The sequence below is a fragment of the Pseudomonas sp. NPDC089428 genome (assembly GCF_044749325.1).
GTDB lineage: Bacteria > Pseudomonadota > Gammaproteobacteria > Pseudomonadales > Pseudomonadaceae > Aquipseudomonas.
Genome location: NZ_JBIVHT010000008.1, coordinates 1 through 19,728, shown reverse-complemented (window position 1 = coordinate 19,728; position 19,728 = coordinate 1). Strand labels below are relative to the sequence as shown.

General features: G+C 62.0%; 15 protein-coding genes and 1 rRNA gene. 7 read left to right on the top strand and 9 right to left on the bottom strand.

The annotated features are described in order from the left end of the window. Nucleotides 1-226: 226 nt before the first annotated feature. From ACIPZ5_RS16365 to ACIPZ5_RS16355, 3 genes are read left to right on the top strand one after another with little or no spacing between them, the layout of a single operon-like run. Nucleotides 227-721, top strand: coding sequence for an Hcp family type VI secretion system effector (locus tag ACIPZ5_RS16365; RefSeq protein ID WP_400809831.1), 495 nt, complete (start codon nt 227-229; stop codon nt 719-721). A gap of 10 nt (nt 722-731) precedes the next feature. Further along, entirely contained in the window at nt 732-1,709 is a 978-nt protein-coding gene (locus ACIPZ5_RS16360) for a hypothetical protein (RefSeq protein WP_400809672.1), read from the top strand. Then, nucleotides 1,706-2,095, top strand: a complete 390-nt coding sequence (locus tag ACIPZ5_RS16355; protein WP_400809670.1) for a hypothetical protein — start codon at nt 1,706-1,708, stop codon at nt 2,093-2,095. The genes ACIPZ5_RS16360 and ACIPZ5_RS16355 overlap by 4 nt, the downstream gene beginning before the upstream one ends. 777 nt (nt 2,096-2,872) lie before the next feature. Here the strand turns inward: ACIPZ5_RS16355 and mmsB are convergent. Both mmsB and ACIPZ5_RS16345 read right to left on the bottom strand, forming a co-directional pair. Further along, nucleotides 2,873-3,763, bottom strand: coding sequence for a 3-hydroxyisobutyrate dehydrogenase (gene mmsB / locus ACIPZ5_RS16350; protein WP_400809668.1), 891 nt, complete (start codon nt 3,761-3,763; stop codon nt 2,873-2,875). 10 nt (nt 3,764-3,773) lie between these two features. Further along, nucleotides 3,774-5,300 (bottom strand): CoA-acylating methylmalonate-semialdehyde dehydrogenase, encoded by a 1,527-nt coding sequence (locus ACIPZ5_RS16345; RefSeq protein ID WP_261941588.1) that lies wholly within the window; start codon nt 5,298-5,300, stop codon nt 3,774-3,776. 132 nt (nt 5,301-5,432) lie between these two features. Here ACIPZ5_RS16345 and ACIPZ5_RS16340 point away from each other — a divergent pair, with 132 nt between their 5' ends. From ACIPZ5_RS16340 to ACIPZ5_RS16330, 3 genes are all read left to right on the top strand, one after another. Next, the gene (locus tag ACIPZ5_RS16340; protein WP_343598053.1) at nt 5,433-6,383 is read left to right on the top strand and encodes a LysR family transcriptional regulator; all 951 of its coding nucleotides are present in this window, start codon (nt 5,433-5,435) and stop codon (nt 6,381-6,383) included. Nucleotides 6,384-6,778: 395 nt separating this feature from the next. Beyond that, nucleotides 6,779-7,012, top strand: a complete 234-nt coding sequence (locus ACIPZ5_RS16335; RefSeq protein ID WP_400809830.1) for a hypothetical protein — start codon at nt 6,779-6,781, stop codon at nt 7,010-7,012. A 156-nt stretch (nt 7,013-7,168) separates the two neighbouring features. Beyond that, nucleotides 7,169-7,432 carry a DUF3077 domain-containing protein gene (locus tag ACIPZ5_RS16330; RefSeq protein WP_400809665.1) on the top strand — a complete coding sequence of 88 codons (264 nt, stop codon included), beginning with the start codon at nt 7,169-7,171 and terminating at the stop codon, nt 7,430-7,432. A 451-nt stretch (nt 7,433-7,883) separates the two neighbouring features. Here ACIPZ5_RS16330 and ACIPZ5_RS16325 read toward each other — a convergent pair whose 3' ends face one another. The 6 genes from ACIPZ5_RS16325 to recC all read right to left on the bottom strand — a co-directional run bounded on the left by ACIPZ5_RS16325 (nt 7,884) and on the right by recC (nt 19,488). After that, nucleotides 7,884-8,375 carry an OmpA family protein gene (locus ACIPZ5_RS16325; protein ID WP_400809662.1) on the bottom strand — a complete coding sequence of 164 codons (492 nt, stop codon included), beginning with the start codon at nt 8,373-8,375 and terminating at the stop codon, nt 7,884-7,886. A 3-nt stretch (nt 8,376-8,378) separates the two neighbouring features. Beyond that, the gene (locus tag ACIPZ5_RS16320; RefSeq protein WP_400809659.1) at nt 8,379-9,650 is read right to left on the bottom strand and encodes a diguanylate cyclase domain-containing protein; all 1,272 of its coding nucleotides are present in this window, start codon (nt 9,648-9,650) and stop codon (nt 8,379-8,381) included. After that, nucleotides 9,647-10,213, bottom strand: a complete 567-nt coding sequence (locus ACIPZ5_RS16315; RefSeq protein WP_400809656.1) for a YfiR family protein — start codon at nt 10,211-10,213, stop codon at nt 9,647-9,649. Before ACIPZ5_RS16315 ends, ACIPZ5_RS16320 begins: the two co-directional genes overlap by 4 nt. Before the next feature lie 70 nt (nt 10,214-10,283). Continuing rightward, nucleotides 10,284-12,359, bottom strand: a complete 2,076-nt coding sequence (gene recD / locus ACIPZ5_RS16310) for an exodeoxyribonuclease V subunit alpha (protein WP_400809653.1) — start codon at nt 12,357-12,359, stop codon at nt 10,284-10,286. Beyond that, nucleotides 12,356-16,027: an exodeoxyribonuclease V subunit beta gene (gene recB / locus ACIPZ5_RS16305; RefSeq protein ID WP_400809650.1), complete on the bottom strand. Its 3,672-nt coding sequence runs from the start codon at nt 16,025-16,027 to the stop codon at nt 12,356-12,358. Before recB ends, recD begins: the two co-directional genes overlap by 4 nt. After that, nucleotides 16,024-19,488, bottom strand: a complete 3,465-nt coding sequence (gene recC, locus ACIPZ5_RS16300) for an exodeoxyribonuclease V subunit gamma (protein ID WP_400809647.1) — start codon at nt 19,486-19,488, stop codon at nt 16,024-16,026. Before recC ends, recB begins: the two co-directional genes overlap by 4 nt. Between recC and ACIPZ5_RS16295 the strand changes: the two genes are divergently transcribed. After that, entirely contained in the window at nt 19,487-19,618 is a 132-nt protein-coding gene (locus ACIPZ5_RS16295; RefSeq protein ID WP_343598068.1) for a hypothetical protein, read from the top strand. The genes recC and ACIPZ5_RS16295 overlap by 2 nt on opposite strands. Here the strand turns inward: ACIPZ5_RS16295 and rrf are convergent. Beyond that, nucleotides 19,613-19,728, bottom strand: a 5S ribosomal RNA gene (gene rrf, locus ACIPZ5_RS16290). The genes ACIPZ5_RS16295 and rrf overlap by 6 nt on opposite strands.

Sequence of the window (19,728 nt, the reverse complement as noted above, 5' to 3'; positions counted from 1 at the left end):
GATGAACATCATGTTTAATACCAGTAGTAGAAGTGCATGAGCCCGCTGATGCACAGTTACATCTCCTGACAAATACTTTCAGACTTAATCCCCTCTTTGTAGTCCTTTTCTGAATTGCTTTTTTCAATCCCATAGTCTATTGCTCTCGCACTCTCCCAGACCTAGCCTGCACTGGTCGCCCGAATCGCCGGGCAGCATTGCCCACTCAAAATAATGTCAAGGAGAGATAAGCATGGCTTTCGACGCATACGTTCAGATCGACAGTATTCCAGGAGAAGCACTGGACGAAAAATACAGTAAATGGATTGAAGTACTGGGCTATGACTTTGGCGTCAGCCAAAGTACCTCGGCCACAGCCAGTTCCGCAGGCGGCGCAACTTCAGGCAGGACGTCCGTCACCAACTTCACTTTCACCAAGTACCTCGACAGTGCCAGTTGCAAACTGATGGAAGCCAGTTGCACAGGCCAGCATCTGAAAGAAGTGAAGCTCGCCCTCTGCCGTGCTGGCGGTGACAAACTCAGGTACTTCGAAATCATCCTCGAAGAGGTGATCATCGCGGAGTATTCGCAGGCCGTGGACTCAGGAGTGCCGCTGGAAGTAGTGCAACTCAATTACGGGCGTATCAAGACCACTTACACCCAGCAGCGCCGCCAGGATGGCAGTGGCGGCGGCAATATCGCCGGCGGCTGGGACCGTATCGGCAACAGAAAATACGCGTGAGGGTGCTGCCATGTCCGAAGCGCGCGCGTACCTCAACCTCAAGCTGCAAAATTATCACAGGCTGAAATCCGACCTGGCGCTGACCGGTCATTCCCTGGAAAAGTTTGACGTGCTGAATTCACACATTGCCAATACGGTGGTCCGTAGCGGTGAACTCATCATCATCGGCGACCCCACCACGGCCTCCTGCACCAGCCAGGAAGCCTGGATGATGAGGCAGGCGACAATTGCGCATTTGGGGCTGATGCGCAACGGCCAAGGTGTGGATAACTTTTTTCTGGACAATTTCGAGACCTTGAAGAGCCTCATCGCGCATGCGTCCGTGGGCGCTGGAGTGGTCAGTGAAGGGTGGAGCAAACACCTGAAAGCTATCGAGGCCACCTTGATGGACATAGAGAAGCTGCATCAACAGCATCTCGGGTCAGGGGCCATGGCGGCTCGCGATCAGTTCCTTGCAAAGCGTGCCGCCTTGTTCATGAAGCTGGATGAGCAGTTGAACAAGCTGGCTGCTTACGGTTCCGGCTTAAGAAACCACGGCTCGATCAAAAGGAAGTTGGGGATATCCACGAAGAGCTACATGCATACCGGCGAGATTGCGGGATATGCGAACAAGGTGGCTGGGATTACAAAGGCTGCTGGGCTGATCAAAAAAGGGGGCTATCTCGGCATCGCATTAGATGTTGCGGCTACTGGCCTGGAAATTTATAAGGCCTGCACCCTGGGCCGTGAAGAGGAATGTCGGAGAGCTAAGTATGTGGAGAGTAGCGCCTTTGCTGGAGGCTTCATAGGTACCGCACTTGGATCGGTGGGTGGGAAATTTGTCGCGAGTGCTGCCTGCAGGATTTTTTTGGGGATAACTACAGGAGGTCCTGGAGCGCTTGCTTGCACCATAATAGGCGGCGCTACAGGCGGCGCGTTAGGTGGAAAGCTGGGGAGTGACGGGGGAGAGATTATGGGTGACGTAATTTATGAGAGGGTAGCAAAATGACAATTGCACACCACATCTTCGCCTTAACCTTCTTGCTTATTATCATCTCCGCATCCATCACGCTTGCTCTAACTGCACACTACGCCCATCGAGAAATCGATAAAATCGAAAGCCTTCTCAAGAACAGCAAAATGGTGATGAGCGACAAACTAACACTCTCCAATGCTGGATTGCTCGGGAAAATATTTCGACTCACCTCAATCTCATTCTTACTGATGACTCCAAATTTCTTTGCACGCAAAGGGCTTGTAGACGCTGACGAAATCGCAAAACTCCCAAGAGGAGTAAAAAAGAAACTTAAAACCTTTGGCTACACTTATACGCTTTTGATAATCACCTTTTTAACGTCAAGTATTTTTTCCTATTTCTTAGATTGCAAAAAATAGCGGTAAGGGCACCGTCCCTCTTGTGGCAAGAAGAGCAAGGTGAAGTCGACGGTTAGTTAATGCATAGGGGGTAGTTAGGTGACTATTATCGTTGAAGGGCTAATCGCGGCAATCATCATTACAACATGTACAAAATTTGATATCGCTATAGTTTTAAAAGACATCGCAGAGCGGAGGCTTTGAGGCGCTCGCTTTCGTGATATTCGGCGGTACAGCGGCGGAATGGCAGGCGGAAAATTTGGGAATGAAGCAGGCGCCTGGGCTGGGGAACTTCTATACGAGGCAGTAGCAAAATGACAATCATGCACTGGATTTTTTTAGTCTACAGCATGACAGTCACAACTTTACTTTTCTTGAACCTGGCATTAACGATATGTATCGCTCATCGAAAAATTGATTACATTGAAGGATTTTTATTAAATTGCACTGCAATAACCGACGAAAAAAAACTCTGGCTGCATGCAGGCTTGATGGGGAAATTCTTTCGACTAACGAATATATCATTCATTCTGCTCATTCCTAAAATGTATGCACGAAAAAACCTCATTGACATCAAGGAAATAAATAATCCACCTTCAAAAATCAAGACCCTCCTAATCTTCCTAGGCTCCTCGCTTTTGATATTGACTATCGCATTTTTTGGTTTGGGAGTTTTCATGCATTACTTACCCCCCTTACCTAAATAATGCTCAAAAAACATCGCGGTACGGGCACCTTCCCCTCTGGTGCGCAGTTACAGAGGGAAGGCCGCCCGGCCCGCGATGAAGTCCTCGCTCGTCAATCCTTCTTGCGGTAACCCTCGATGATCGCCGAGAAGTCCTTGCCGCCTTCACCGCGCAGGCTCATGGCCTGATAGAGCTGCTGGGCAACGGCGCCAAGGATCACCGGCTGGTGGGCCTGACGCGCAGCCTCGGTGGCCAGCCCCAGGTCCTTGAGCATCAGCTCAGCGCCGAATCCACCGGTATACCCACGCGAAGCAGGTGCAGTCTCGATGATGCCTGGCCACGGGTTGTAGGTATCGGAGCTCCAGCAACGCCCGGTCGAGCTGTTGATAATCCCCGCCAGCACCTTGGTGTCGATGCCCAGCGCGTTGCCCAGGGCCATGGCCTCGGACACGCCGATCATCGAGATGCCCAGCAGCAGGTTGTTGCATATCTTGGCGATCTGCCCGGTCCCCACTTCGCCGCAGTGCACGATGTTGCGGCCCATCTGCGCCAGCACCGGCTGCAGAGTGGCAAACAGCTCGGCGCTGGCGCCGACCATGAAGGTCAGGGTGCCCGCCGCTGCGCCGCCTGTGCCGCCGGAGACCGGCGCATCGCCCATGTCGACGCCTTTGGCCGCTGCAGCGTTAGACACCTCGCGGGCGGTCTGCGGGTCAATGGTGCTGCAATCCACGGTCGGGGTGCCTGGGCGGATGCCAGCCAGCACGCCCGTGTCGTCATCCAGGTAGACGCTGCGCACATGGGCCGCCGCCGGCAGCATGGTGATCACCAGCTCGCTGCTGGCCGCCGCCTCCTTGGGCGAGGCGCTGACCTGCCCGCCCAGTTCGGCGAGCTCGGCCAGCACGGTCTTGTTCAGGTCGAACAGGTTCAACTGGTTCCCGGCCTTGATCAGGTTGCGGGCCATGGGCGCGCCCATGTTGCCGAGGCCGATGAATGCGATACGCATGGCGTTCTCCTTAGCGCAGGCTGATGGTGGTGTTCACACCGTCATTGACGCTGTCGTCATCGAACCAACGGGCGGTGACGGTCTTGGTCTGAGTGTAGAACTGCACCACTTGCTTGCCGTACGGGCCGAGATCGCCGAGCTTGGAGCCGCGCGAGCCGGTGAAGCTGAAGAACGGTACCGGTACCGGGATCGGGATGTTGATGCCGACCTGGCCGATGTCGATCTCGCTCTGGAACTTGCGCGCCGCCGCACCGCTCTGGGTGAACAGGCCGGTGCCGTTGCCGAACGGGTTGGCGTTGACCAGGGCGATGGCTTCATCGAGGGTGTCGACTTCCAGGGTCACCAGCACCGGGCCGAAGATTTCCTGGGTGTACACCTGCATGTCGGTCTTCACCCCGGAGAACAGGGTCGGGCCGACGAAGTTGCCTTGCTCGTAGCCGGGCACTTTGACGCCACGGCCATCGAGTTCGAGTTTGGCGCCTTCCCGGATGCCGCTTTCGATCAGGCCCAGCACACGCTCCTTGGCGCGCTTGGAAACCACCGGGCCGACATCGGTGCCCGGCTCGCAACCGGCGTTGACCTTGAGCTTGCTCGCTGCCTCCTTGATGTCCGGCAGCCAATCACGCGCCTTGCCCACCAGCACCGCCACCGAGGTGGCCATGCAGCGCTGCCCGGCGGCGCCGAAGGCCGCACCGACCAGGGCGTTGACGGTTTGCGTGCGATTGGCGTCAGGCAGCACCACGGCGTGGTTCTTGGCGCCCATCATCGACTGCACGCGCTTGCCGTGCTGGCTGGCCAGGTTGTACACGTGGGTGCCGACTTCGGTGGAGCCGACGAAGGAAATCGCTTTGATGTCCTGATGGGTGCAGATCGCATCCACGACCTGCTTGCCACCGTGTACCACGTTGAGCACGCCCGCCGGCACACCGGCTTCCAGCGCCAGCTCGACCAGCAGCATGGTCGACAGCGGGTCCTGTTCGGAAGGCTTGAGCACGAAGGTGTTGCCGCAGACGATGGCCATCGGGAACATCCACAGCGGGATCATTGCCGGGAAGTTGAACGGGGTGATGCCGGCGCACACGCCGATCGGCTGGCGCAGGGTGTAGGTGTCGACGCCGCTGGCGACGTTCTCGGCAAACTCGCCCATCTGCAGGGTGCCGATGGAGGCCGCGTGCTCGACCACTTCCAGGCCGCGGAAGATGTCACCCTCGGCGTCGGCAAGGGTCTTGCCCTGCTCGGCGCTGAGCACCTGGGCGATGCGCTTGGTGTGTTCGCGGATCAGCGCCTGCAGCTTGAGCATGATGCGCATGCGTGCACCGATTGGGGTGTCACGCCAGGTCTTGAAGGCGCGCTGGCCAGCCGCCACGGCGGCGTCCACTTCTTCGACGGTGGCGAATGGTACCCGCGCCAGCACCTCTTGGGTGGCCGGGTTGACGATATCGCGCCATTCGCTGGTCTTCGATTCGACCCACTGGCCGTCGATCAGCAACTTGACCTGTTCGACCTTGGTCTTGTCAGGGGATTGTGGAGCGTTCATCTGCGTTCTCCTTGGAATTATTGTCAGGACGAGATCGCCGGCGCCGGGCAAACGCGAGGTGGCGCCTTGGGGCTTTTTTCGAGTATAGATGTGCAAACATCCAACAAGAACGCACAAAAAAACCGGATCAACATGCAAAAAGACCTGACCTCCCTCAGTGCGCTGAACTGGGACGACCTGAAGTTCTTCCTCGAAGTGGCGCGCACGCGCAAGGCCAGCAGCGCGGCCAAACGCCTGGCCGTCGACTACACCACGGTGTCGCGGCGCATCAGCTCGCTGGAGGGCGCGTTGGGCACGCTGCTGTTCGAAAAATCACGCACCAACGGCTTCGTGCTGACTGCCGAGGGGCAGCGCCTGCTGGGCTACGCGGAGTCGATCGAGAGCACCTTGCACATGGCCTGCGAGCAAGTCTCCGGCTCGGGCGTGGCGCTGTCGGGGCATGTGCGCATGGGCTGCACCGAAGGCTTCGGCAGCTTCTTCGTCACCCCGCAGCTGAGCCATTTCGTCGATGCCTACCCGGCGATCTCGGTGGATATCCTGCCGCTGCCGCACTTCATCAGCCTGTCCAAACGCGAGGCTGACATCGTCATCGCCCTGGAGCGGCCGGAGCATGGGCCTTACGTGTGCTGCAAGCTGTGCGACTACCGGCTGCGGCTGTATGCGACCCAGGACTACCTGGACAGCCATGCGCCGGTCCGCCAGGTCAGCGACCTGGCGAGCCACCCGTTCATCAGCTATGTGGACGATCTGGCGTTCAGTTCGGAATTGCTCTACCTGGCCAACCTGATTCCCAATGCCAATGCGCATTTGCGCAGTACCAGTGTCATCGCCCAGTACACGGCGGCGTTGCAGGGGCGTGGGTTGGCGATACTGCCGTGCTTTCTGGCGGCGCAGGATGCACGGCTGGTGACGGTGTTGCCGGAGCAGATCGAAGTGACGCGGCAATTCTGGATGTACTGCCGGGAGGATCTGCGCAAGTTGAAGCGCATTACCTTGCTGTGGGATTACATCCGCGGGGTGACCGAGGCGAATGCACCATTGCTGATGGGAGAGACGCGCGAGATGCGCTTTGCTCAGGATTGACGGGGCCGGCGCTCGATCTCATAAACGCTGAAAATCTGAAGGCGATCCCCTCTGATCCAAAACTTCAGATTTTTCCCGTTGTTTGTAGTCCATTTCTGAATTAGCTTCCTACCGCCCTTGGGCCATTGCGGTGGTGTTTCTGGCGGCTTAGTGTGGCCCAGTCGTTGCCAAAGCAGCGACCGGGCCTGCAAGCCCGCTGAGAACATATGTTGATCACCGACGTTCAGTGGCAAGCCATTGAGCTCGCTTTATGGTGGCTGCGTACGGGAGGTTTTCGAACCTGCCGTTTTTTGTTCTCCCGGTCTTGCAGCCCCGTACGTGGCCGCCACCCATCACACTGCAAGTCATGAGTGGCGGCTCTATGTAACCCATATGAGAACGCCACCATGCTATAGATTGTTCCCGATCCACCCCACGATATTCATTCCCTTGAAGACACCCTGATCCAGGCCGCCGACTACGCCTTGTGTGCGTCGACCGTGGTGCATCAGGCGTTGTTGCTGCAGCCCAAGTCACCGGCGTCGATCCTGATGATGGCCTCGATGCATGAAATGAAGGCGCTGCGGGCTTTGCTCGAATCGGCGTTAATCCAGGTGCAGATGCCCACTGGGCCTCGGACTTTGCACTAAGGCTCAAGTGATGTGCTGGATGGTCTGGCCTCTTCGCGGGTGAACCCGCTCCCACAGGTACTGCGCAATCCTTAAGGCTTGTGGTTAGCCCTGTGGGAGCGGGTTTACCCGCGAAAGGGCCCGACCAGGCAACAAACATTTCAGGGAGATTGACCAATGACCACAGACAACACGCAATGCACCGTCGGCGAAACCACCTTCTTCCAAGGTGAAAACCAGACCCACCCCTTGTTCCGCATCGAACCCGGCATCCCCTGCCGGGATGCCCGGGAGCAAGCCTCGGAACTGATGGGCTATGTGAGGGAATTGACCATCCTCGGCCTGATGGAAGAGAAACCGATGATGATCTGGGCTTCTCACTATCTGAGCGCGATGGCCAAGGCGCTGATGGATGATGCCGAGATGGGCATGAGGCATTGATGGGCCAGGCCTGATAAGCGCATCACGGCCACCAGGTGCTCGCCGACAGATGTGCAGCGCCTATCAGATCGAGCGCCGCCCGCGCGGCGCATCGCGGGCAAGCCCGCTCCCACATCTGTTTCGGGCCAGTCACTCCTGTGCCGCCAACAGGGACCGCCTTGTTGGCATGGCGATGCATCTCGGTGGAAGCCGACAGGGTCTGGCGATGCATCTCGGTGGGCGCTGATGCCGCTCCACCGGTCTCCAGTCATGCACCAAGGCGGTCCCTGTTGGCTTCATAGGAGTGACTGGCCCGAAACAGATGTGGGAGCGGGCTTGCCCGCGATGCGCCGCGCGGGCGGCGCTCGATCTGACAGGCACCAAAAAACTCAAGGCTGGCACCTGTAAGCCCCACCACAACTCCTTGTCAGGGCAAGCCTGCTATCACAAACAGTGCGGTAGACCGGAACTATCAGTAAGACGCCACCACAATCGACACCCGCCGGTTCTCGGTCCGCCCCGCGCTGGTGCGGTTGTCTGCCACCGGCTGCGTGCTGCCCAGCCCCCGGGTAAGAATGTTCTGCGCTGGCATCCCCACGCCAGCCAGTGCCTTGGCCACACTCTGCGCGCGCCGTTCGGACAACTGCTGGTTATACGCCGCCTTGCCCGACGCATCGGCATGGCCATCAACCCTCACGCCCTGAATGCCCACCCCCAGCAAGGCCTTGCCGATCCGCTCGACGATTGCCTGACTCGCGCCGTTAAGGGTGTCCAGATCGCTGCCGAACAGCACCTTGCCCGACAGGTCGAACGCCCAGCCCTCGTCGGTGGGGGCAAAGCCTTCACGCTTGAGCACGGCAATCTGCTCAGCGGTCAGCCCTTTGGGCGGTGTGCTCTGGCACCCAGCCAGCGCCAGCAAGGCCAGCAACATCACGACGAAAGAAAAACGCGAACGCTGTATCACGATTCAACTCCTGTTCCTGTAATCGGCGGCGGACCGTTCCGTCTGTGCCGCTTGCCACTGGCCACGGCGCTTGCGCTTGGCCTGGTACATCGCCGCATCTGCGGCATTGAGGAGGCTGGCAGGGTCGCTGCCATCATCCGGGTAATAGGCGATGCCCACGCTCAGCGATGTGGTAAGGCTCTCGCCGCCATCGAGCAGCATCGGCAGTTGCATGCTGGCGATGATCTTCTCGGCGATGCGCTCGGCATCCTCGCGCGAATGCAGCGGCGTCAGCAGTACGGCGAACTCGTCACCGCCCAGGCGGGCCACCAGGTCGTGCTCGCGCAGTTGTGCACGCACACGGTCGGCAACATTGATCAGTACTTGATCACCCACGGCATGGCCGAGGCTATCGTTGATCTGCTTGAAGTGGTCACTGTCGAGGAACAGCAACGCCAGATGATCTTGCTGGCGTGCGGCATTGCGCAGGCTACGGCTGAGGCGGCCCTCGAAGAACGCGCGGTTGGGCAGGCCGGTGAGGCTGTCGTGGCTGGCCTGGTGAGCCAGGGTGGCGTTCTCGTTCTGCAAATGGCTGTGCCAGACCTCCAGTTCATCGAGCAACGCGTTGAAGTCGTTGCCCAACTCGTTGAGCTCGGCAATGGGTGCTTCCGGTACGCGGCGGTCGAAACTACGTTCGCGGCGGGCGGCGTGGGCGACGCTGGCCAGGCCGCGCAGGGGCCGGACGATATCGCCGAGCAGGCGCCGCGACAGGTACAAGGCGACGAAGGCACTGAGGATGGTGCAGAACAGGATTCCGCCAAGGCCGCTGAGCAGGAACAGCAGCAGGCTGCGGCCCTGGCCGATCAGCTCGATATGCCCGACCTTCTGTTGCTGGTGCATGATCGGCAGGTTGATCGGCTCATCCAGCAGGGCCGTCGCCACTTGCACTTCCAGGTGCCCGAGCAGGCTCTCATCGCTGCGTTGCCAATGCGCCAGCTGATCACCGTCGTTGTTGAACACCTTGGCGTCGGCCACTTCTTCGGTTTTGGCGATCAGTTCCAGCGCCTCATTGGCCGCGGCACTGTCGTCGAACACCACGGCGGCTTCGACGGTGTAGTTGATCGAACGGGCAATCAGGTGAAGGTTGTGGTTGGCGTACACACGCAGGGCCAGCACGCCGAGCAGGGTCAGCGAGATGCCGGCCAGGCTCACCGCCAGCAGGGCCACGCTGAGGTGACCACGGCCAAGCACCGAGCGCAGGGTCGGGCGCACGCCCTGCTTGTTGCCGGCCTTCATGGCAGTGCTCCGCGACGCCGTGACAGCTGCAGCACACTGGGGTGGATACGCACACCAGAACGCGCCACGGAGTCGAGGTTGACCTCGAAGGCGACCTGTTGATCGCTGACGCGCAGGCAGAACAGGCTACCGACCGTGCACGGGTCGTCGGCTTCGCTGATGCTCAGTACCGGGCGGCCACTGATGGCCTGGAACAGGCGGTCGCGCTGGCCATCGTCGAGCTTGCCGATGTACACGGCGTCACAGGCCAGGGCAACCTGCCGGTCGTCGGCCAGCAGGCGCCTTACCTGCAAAGGTTGCCCGGAGTTCTGCACGCTGCCTTTGATCAGGTCGTCGGCGTATTCGGTGGGGCCGACCAGGCACAGGCGCAAGGGCACGGGCTCAGTAGGCCAGCGCGCGTAGCTGAGGATACCCAGGACCACCTGGGTCACCGCCCTGGCACGCTGCTGGGCCTGCGCGGCGGTGGCCGAACCGTCCGCCTGGGCAGGGCCGGCCAGTAGCGACAGGGCAACTAGCAGCAGCGAAAGCGCACAGCCTGTCAACCGCTCCCTGGCGCCTGTCATGTGAGAATTCTCTCAAAATCCTGTCGAAGTCGGCGCAACGATAGCACAACGCTGGCTATCTGTAGGCGCGTCAGACTTGTTCGAGCATCAGACCGGATATGCGCCGTACCTTGCGCAGCACCGCCTCTTCGAAAATACCCTGGCGCGGCTCGATCAGGCTGAAGCAATGCTTGGCCCGGGTGATGCCGGTGTACACCAGCTCCTTGGTCAGCACCGGGTTGAGTGCATCCGGCAGCACCAGCGCGGTGTGGCTGAACTCGGAGCCCTGGGACTTGTGCACGGTCATGGCGTAAACGGTTTCCACCTCGTTGAGGCGGCTGGGCAGGACGAAGCGCACTCCGCCACTGCCATCGTTGCGCGGGAAAGCCACCCGCAGCAGCGCTTCACCGTGCTCATCCGGCAGGCGCAGGGCGATGCCGATGTCTCCGTTCATCAAGCCAAGGCCATAGTCGTTGCGTGTCACCAGCACCGGGCGGCCTTCATACCACGGCTGCTGGCTGTCGATCAGCCCGGCGTTGTGCAGCACCCGCGCTACCCGCTCGTTGAGACCTTCGACACCCCAGGCGCCCTTGCGCACAGCGCACAGCAACTGGAAGTCTTCGAAACTGTGCAGCACTTTGGCGGCCCACTGCTCCCAGCGCGGATCGTCGAATGCGCTGCCCGGTGCCGGGCGATAGCGGCCAATGGCACGCAGGTAGCTGCGATAGCCCTGAGGCCCTTCGGTACCCCGGTTGAGGCCGTCGAGAATCAGACGGTCGAAGGCCCGATCCTGCTCGCCACGCAACGCCAGGCCGAATACGTCCGCAGGCGGCAGGCTCAGCAGGTCACGTGCCGCCTGGGCCTCCTGGCGGTTGACCAGGCGCGCCAGCTGGCCGATGCCGCTGCCTTCACCAAAACGCCGCGAGAACCGCAACATCACGACCTGCTGGGCCAACGGATTGCGTTGCGCATCCCCAGGTTTCAGGCCACTGGCGGCCAGCGACTGGCCACCGATCTGTTCCAGCCAGGCCTGGGTCGCGGGCGAGTAGCAGCCCTCTTCGGCATCCCGGCACAGGTCACCGAGCACGGCGCCGGCCTCGACCGAGGCCAGCTGGTCCTTGTCCCCCAGCAGAATCAACCGCGCCTTCGGCGGCAATGCCTCCAGCAGGTTGGCCATCATCTCCAGGTCGATCATCGAGGCTTCGTCGACCACCAGCACATCCAGCGGCAGCGGGTTGCCGGCGTGGTGACGGAAGTGCCGCGAGCCCGGGCGACTGCCGAGCAGGCGGTGCACGGTGCTGACGTCGGTGGGGATCTGCCCGCGCACGTCGGCGCTCACCTGCAACCGTTCTACCTGCTGGCCGATGGATTCGGTCAGGCGTGCGGCGGCCTTGCCGGTCGGCGCGGCCAGGCGAATGCGCAGCGGCCGGCCCTGCTCCACCGCCGGCGCCTGCAGCAGCGCCAGCAAGCGCACCACCGTGGTGGTCTTGCCGGTACCGGGGCCGCCAGTGATGATGCTGAAGCCTGCGCGGGTAGCCAGGGCGCAGGCCAGTTTCTGCCAGTCCACCTGGCCGGCCAGGGCGCCTTCGTCGAACAGCTGTGCCAGGCGCGCCGGCAGGTCGGCCGGGGCCGCGTCGTCCTGGGTCAGGCGCTGGCGCAGGGTCTGGTCGATCTGCCGCTCGTAGCTCCAGTAGCGGCGCAAGTACAGACGCTGGCCGCTGAGCACCAGCGGCCGCGATTGCTGGCCCGGCGTATCGCCAGCCGCCACCAGCGGGCTGGCGGCAATGCGTTGCAGCCAGGTCGGCAAGCCAAGGTTGGCCAGCAGCTGCGAGGGCAGCAACAACGGCCCGCTCAGGGCATCACCTTCCGGCGGCAGCGACAGCGCGAAATCCGGTTCAGCGAGGGTCTGTTGCAGGTCGAGGCAGACATGCCCGTGGCCCAGCTGATGGCTGGCCAGGGCTGCCGCCAGCAAGAGCAGCGGGTCACTGCCGGGGGCACGCTCTTCGAGAAAGCTGACGAACGCCCGGTCGAGCGCGCGCAGCCAGCCACGCTCCACCCAGCGATCGAGCAACTGCAACAGGTCAGCGCTGTTGTGCTGAGGGGCCAGGGCCAGCAGATGCTCGGCGTGCAGTGGCGTAGGCAAGAGATCGTCGAGGGTTCGGCTCATGGCGCGGCTCCGGCAAACAGGTCCTGCTGCTCGGGCGCGTGCACGCCACGGAACAACGCGTCGAGGGCCTCGATCAGCTCGCGTGGCGGTTTGGCGAAATACACACCGTGGCCGCTGCTGCTGGCGCCGCGCAGGAAGATGAACAGGGCACCGCCGACATGGCGGTCGTAGTCGTAATCAGGCAGCCGCGCGCGCAACTGGCGGTGCAGGGCCAGCAGATACAGCACGTACTGCAGGTCGTAGCGGTGCTCGAGGATGGCTTTTTCCATGGCCTGGGTGTCGTAGGCCTGAATGTCCGGGCCAAGCCAGTTGGACTTGTAGTCCGCCACGTAATAGCGCCCGTCGAGCTCGTAGGCCAGGTCGATGAAACCCTTGAACATGCCATTGAGCAAGGTGGGTTGCGCTGCAGGGCGTGCACTGCCGGGGTGGGTATGGCGGGCCACCAGGCGGTCGAGCTGCTGGGCGTCGACGTTGTGGCTGGCGAACCAGAACTCCATCTCGATCTGGTAATGCTGCAATTGCGCGAGCGTCAGCTGCCCAGGGCCGGCCGGCAGTGGCTCGTTGAGCAGGCGCTGCAGCCATGGGCTGAGGGTCGGGATCCAGCCGGCCCAGTCGCGGCGGTTGCAACGCTGGCCAACGGTACGCTCGATGAGCTTGGCGTTACCGGCGACTTCGCCAAAACCTTCACGGCCGGCCCACTCCAGCAGCCCATGAAGGAAGGTGCCCGGGTTGGGGCCACGGGGGAAGCGATGGATGTCGCCACCGTCGGCGGGGACTTCACGGATCAGCTGGGTATCGGCCACTTCGTCATCGAGCAGTTGCTGGGCCTGTGAGCTGTCGGCGCCGAGGGTTTGTTCGCCAACGCGCAAGGCACTGTAGGACGCGATCCACCAATGCTCGGCAGCCGCCCGGCGTGGCTTGCGGGCAGGCAACAGCTCGCGCTCGGCCTGGGACGCACGATAATGCTCATCGCGGGCCTCCGGCAGTGCCGGGCAGGCAATATCCACGCAACCTGCCAGCAAGCTCTGCAGCCACGCCTTGAGGTGCTCCGAGCCTGGTAGTGCCAGGCCGCCACCCAGCAGGTAACCGAGCGCCGAGCGGTGCAGCTGCGAGCTTTTCTGGTTGCCGCGCTTGAGGTCGGCGACACCCAGCCAGCAGGCGTGCTGGGCACGCGTCAGGGCCACATAGAGCAGGCGCAGGTCTTCAGCCAGGCGCTCCTCGTCGGCCAGGGCGATCTGCTCGGCGTCGGGGGTCAGCGTCAGTTGTGCGTTGCCGAGGCTGTCGTGCCAGGCCAGCGGCAGACGGCTGCCATCCACCGGCTTGCTGGTGCAGATGAACGGCAGATAGACCAAGGGGTATTCCAGGCCCTTGGACTTGTGGATCGTCACCACCTTGACCAGCTGCTCGTCGCTTTCCAGGCGCAGGATCTGCTCTTCGCCCGCTTGGCCGGAGTTGGCCAGGTGCTCGGCCAGGTGACGGATCAGCGCCTGTTCGCCGTCCAGCTCACCAGCCGCCTGCTGCAGTAATTCGGCCAGGTGCAGCAGGTTGGTCAGCACGCGCTCGCCGTCCGTGCGGCCGATCAGCGTGCGCGGCAGCTCGAAGTCGTGCAACAGGTGCCGCAGCATGGGCAGCACGCCCTGGCGCTGCCAGATCTCACGGTAGCGGCGAAAGCGCATGACCCAGCCTTCCCACACCCGCTCGTCCTGGTTCAGCTGATCAAGTTCGGCCAGCGACAGCTCCAGGGTCAGGCTAGCCAGTGCGGCCTTGAGCAAGCGCTCGGAATCCGGTTCGGCGCAGGCCTTGAGCCAGGCCAGCAAGTCATGGGCCTCCTGGGCGGCGAATACCGAATCCTTGTCGGAAAGGTACACGCTGCGCACACCGCGGGCGGCCAGCTCGCTGCGCACCAGCTGCGCTTCATGGCCATCACGCACCAGGATGGCGATGTCCGAAGGCTGGCACGGGCGCAACTCGCCCTGGTCATCGCTGAAGCCAGTTACCCCACGCTGGCCACCATTCAATACGGCAACGATATGGCTCGCGCAGCTGGCTGCCAGCTGCTGCCGGTAGAGCGTGCTGGATACCGGTTCCTCGCTTTCCAGCTGCCAGCACTGCAGTGCCGCACACGCCTCGCCGTCGATCAGCAGGCGTTCGCGGCGGCCTTTGGCGCGGACCTCGACGAACGGCAGCGGGTTGTCATCGGCTTCGCGGAACAGGAAGGCGCCCTTGCCCTGCGTACGGGCTTCGGCCTGCAGGAACACCTGGTTGACCGCCGCGACCATCGCCTGGCTGGAGCGGTAGTTGGTGTCCAGGCTGTGCAGGCGGCCGGCAGTGGCGCGCCGGGCCGACAGGTAGGTGTAGATATCGGCGCCACGGAAGGCGTAGATCGCCTGCTTGGGGTCGCCGATCATGAACAGGCCGGTTTCCGGGTTGTTCTGGCTGATGCGATAGATGCTTTCGAAAATGCCGTACTGGACCGGGTCGGTGTCCTGGAACTCGTCGATCAGCGCCACTGGGAACTGCTCACGGATGAGCCCGGCCAGGCGCTCCCCTGATTCCGTAGCCAACGCCTGTTGCAGACGCAGCAGCATATCGTCGAAGCCCATTTCGGCACGCCGGCGTTTTTCCACTTCGAAGCGCGCCGCCACCCAGGCGGCAGCGTGTTCAAGTAAGCGGGCGTCCGGGCTGGCCAGAGCCTGCAACTGTTGTTGCAGGTTCTGCATCGCATGGAGGGCCGGGTGGTCGGGCGGATCACCGACTTTCCAGGCTTCGGCCATCCCGACCGGAGTCAGCCGGGTAAAGCCGGTGCCCAGGTCGAGTTCCACCGATTGTTCATCACTGGCCCAGGTGCGCAGTTTTTCGAACCAGGGCTCGAAGTAGCGCGCCTGCAGTTTGCGGCCATCGGCCTGTTTCGCCGCCACGGCGTCGCGGCAGATCTGCTGCAGCTCGTCCGCCCATAGCACCCACGGTGCCTTGAGTTGGCTCAACTGCTCGCCCCGCTGCTGCAGCGCACCCTCGATCAGCGCTTGCGGCTCCGCTTCGTCCGGCTGCGCACGCACGCGGCCGAACAGCGGGCGGATGCGCGGCAGCAGGGCATCGGGGCTGACCCAATGGCTGCGCACCCAGTTCAGCGCTTCGCCGTGCATGCCGTAGCAGAAGCGCCGCCAGTAATCGCGCATGACCTGGCCGAGCAGGTCACTGTGGTCGGTTTCCAGGCTCTGGGTAAACAGGCTGCCACTGTCGAACGCATGCTCACGGAGCATGCGCTGGCACCAACCATGGATAGTCGACACCGCCGCTTCGTCCATCCACTGTACGGCGACTTCCAGGCGATTGGCGCACCGTGGCCAGTGTGCTTCGGCATAGTCGTCGCGCAGTTGGTGCAGCAGCGGGTCGCCGCCTTCCAGCTCGCCGCGGAAGAAACGTGCGGCCTCGGCCAGGCGCGCGCGGATACGCTCGCGCAACTCCTTGGTAGCGGCATCGGTGAAGGTCACCACAAGAATCTGCGGTGGCAGCAGTTCGCGGCCGAAGCCTTGCTCACCGCCATGGCCGAGGATCAGCCGCAGGTACAGTGCAGAAATGGTGAACGTCTTGCCCGTGCCGGCACTGGCCTCGATCAACTGGCTGCCGTGCAGGGGAAAACTCAGTGCCAGGGGGCGGGCCTGGGTCATGCTTCACTCTCCGGATTGCCCTGGGCCTGCCAGGCGGCGCTGAATAGGGGGCGGTACAAGGTTTCACACCAACCTTCGAAGGTTTCGTCGGCGCTGAGTGCGGCGAAATCGCGGAACTGCCGGGCCAGGGCAACACTTTCGCTGCGCTCGCCGAAACTGGTGCGGCCATCCCCCTCGTAGGCACGGGTAGCGGCAGCCAGGGCTTTGTCCGGATCTTCCTGAGCGAGCCAGGCAAAGGCCGTCTTTGCGGCGACGGGCAAAGGTGCATTCATCGCCGCCTGGCGCGCGACCAACAGGTGACCCAGTTGTTCGCTAGCCTGAGCCTGCGGCAAGGGCCCGAGCAGCAGGGTGATGTCGCTGGCCAGCAGTGCACTGTGCAGTGGATAACCGGCAGCGCAGGCGGCCAGGTGCATCACCCAGCTGGCAATCAGGCGGTGCCATTTGAGGTTGTTGCGCCCGGCACTGATGGTATTGGGAACCGTGGTGATACTCAGCAGGCTTTGATCGTCGGCCTGATAGACCCGGCCCAGCCAGCCTTCAAGACGGTGGTTGGCGTGCTCGAAGTGGATCGGCAACGCGCCGTCTACCACCGTGGGCCAGCGCTGCAGCAGCTGCCGATGACGTTGCAGCAGATCGGGCAGTGGCTGGATCAGTTCGGCTTGCAGCAGTTCACCGAAACCTGCCAGGGGTAGCATGCCGCAGGCTTGCAGGCGGCGGGCCTGGGCCTGCAGCGCACGTTCGGCGTTTTCAGGGTCGCTCAGGGCAGCACCCAGCAGGCTTTCGCTGGCGCTATAGCGCTGCAAGGCGTCAAGGACGAATGGCTCTTCGTCCGGTGTGGGGGCTTCCAGGGCTTCGAAGAACACTTTCAGGCGCTGGCTGAAAAAATGCCTCACAGGGTGACGCAAGAAATCCTGCAGCTGGGTCAGCGTCAGCGCTTCATCGCTGACATACGGTGGCAGGGCAAGGTCAGGCTGCTGCTGCTCAGCAGTCTGCTGGTGCAGCAATTGCCATTCATGGGCATAGCTGAACAACGCACTGCCCTTTTGGAAATAGCGCGCACTGAATGGCTGTAGCGGGTGCTCCTGGGTCAAGGCATGCAGCAGCTGCTGGCCATCAGCATCGCCCTTGAGGCGCCAACCGGCAGCCAGGTGATCGCGCAACTGGCCGATCAACACCGAGGCCGGTCGCTCACTGTTATCGCGGATGCTGCGGCCAACCCAACTGATGTAGAGCTGGTCACGTGCCGACAGCAGCGCTTCGAGCAGCAGGTAACGGTCGTCCTCCCGGCGCGAACGATCGCCCGGGCGGTAATCGCTGGCCATCAGGTCGAAGTCCAGCGGCGGTTGGGCGCGCGGATAGTCGCCATCGTTCATGCCCAGCAGGCACACCACGCGGAACGGAATTGCCCGCATCGGCATCAAGGTGCAGAAATTCACCGAACCGGCGAGAAAACGCTGGGACAACTTGCCTTCGTCGAGGCCCGAAAGCCAGGCTTCCCGGATCACCGTGAGTGGCAACGGGTCTTGCAGGTTTACGGCTTCACAGACTTCCAGCCAGCTGTCGCGAAGCGCCTGCAACTGCATCAAGAGAAATTCGTCGTGCTCTTCCTCGGCCAGGAAAAACACCTGCAACAAAGCATTAAGGCGATCACCCCACTCACTGGCGGTGGCGGGTTGGGCCAACGCCTGGTTGGCCACATCGAGGGCATCGAGCAGCGCAACCAGCGGGCCGATCAAGGCGGCATCCAGGCCGCCAATTTCATCGTACGGTTCGATGCCGTCGCAGCCTTCTCCCACACCCACGGCGTAACCCAGCAGCATGCGCCGCAAACCGAAGCGCCAACTGTTCTGCTCCAGGCCATGAGGCAAGCCAAGGGTGGCACGCTGATCGGCGTTCAACCCCCAGCGAATGCCCGCGCCTTCGATCCAGTGGTGCAGCGTGGGCAGGTCGCTTTCGCGGATGCCGAAACGTGCGCGTACTGCCGGGACGTCGAGCAGGTCGAGTACTTCGCTGACGGCGAAGCGGCTGTCCGGCAGCTTGAGCAGGTGTTCCAGGGCAATCAGCAGCGGGTCGCGGCCACGCTGGCCCTGGTCGGTCAGGGTGAACGGAATGTAGCGCGGGTCGTTGCGCTGCAGTTGACCGAAAACTGCACGTATATGCGGGGCATAGGTGTCGATTGCCGGAAGCATGACGATAACGTCACGCGGGCGCAGCGTGGGGTCGGCGCTGAAGCGGGCCAATAACTGATCGTGGAGGATTTCCACTTCGCGCTGCGGACTGTGTGCCACGTGACAGCGCACGGAGCGGTCCTTGGTCGGGTCCACTTCTGGCCAACGTTCGCGGGTCTCTGCGAGTGGGCGCAGTTCGAGGATATCGTCCTGCAGCTGAGTCAGCAGCGTGGTGGGCTGGCCGTCGCTGAACAGGTCGATGCGCCCGTCGCTGAACACGCCTTGATAGCTGCCGGGGTCGTCGTAGCTGTCCAGCAGGTTGATGTAATCGCGGCCTTGCTTGCCCCAGGCAGCCAGCAGCGGGTGGGCGTGCTGATGCAGCGACTCATCGTCCAGCTGCAGCGGCATGCCTTGCTTGCGTTGCTGGCGCTTGTACTGGTGGCGTAGCAGGTCCTTGTCGGCAACGATATCGGCCCAGTGGTGACGGCATGGGTTGTGAACGCACAGCAGCACCTGGCTGAAACGGGACAACCCGGCCAGTGCCTCCAAAGCCTGGGCGGGCAGGGAGGAAATACCGAACACGATCACCCGCGAAGGCAGCCCGTGAGGTGCAGCTTCCAGGCTGTTGATGCGTTCGATGAAGCGCTGGTGCACCCCTGCCCGGCTCTGCGCCATGCCCTGTTCACCGACATCCTCGAGCAACGCACGCCAGAGTTCCGCCTGCCAACGGTTGGCTGGCGCGAGAGGCTTGCGCTCGCCACGGGCAGTATTGAGGATATGCTCGCCGGCTGCCCAGTCCTTGAGCCAGTCGGCACGGTAAACCTGGTATTGGTCGAACAGGTCGGCCAAGCGCTCGGCCAGCTGATAGCGCTTGCGTAGGTCACTGTCATCGGTGAGGAAACGACGCAGCGGTTCGAAATGCGGGCGCTCGATCAGTGCAGGCAACAGACGCATCAGGCGCCAGGTCAGCGGTGCCTTGTCGAGCAGGGACACTTCCGGGATCTCATCGCGCCCGAGCACCATGCGATACAACTGCCACATGAAACTACCGGGCAGTTGCACATCGATGGCGGCAGCAATTCCGCAACCGCCCATGTCATCGTCCTGGGGGTCCTCGGCGAGAGCCAGCTTGAGCCACTGCGCAATGCCATTGCTCTGTACCAAGGCAATTTCGTTTTCCAGCGGTGCGAGCGGATAGCGGCGCATCCAACTCACCACCAGGCTGCGCAAGTCGTCCAGGCGGTTGCCGTGGACGATCATGAAACCAGGCTGCAGTGAGGTGGTGTTGGGCATGGAAAAGTCCCTGGGAGAAGAATGGGGAACGATATCACGGCTGGCCGCCGATGCTGGCCCGAGTAAAAGCCAGAAAAGACAAAACCCCTACCTGCATGCGCAGATAGGGGTTTTGCGAAATGAATCTTGACGATGACCTACTCTTACATGGGGAAACCCCACACTACCATCGGCGATGCATCGTTTCACTACTGAGTTCGGGATGGGATCAGGTGGTTCCAATGCTCTATGGTCGTCAAG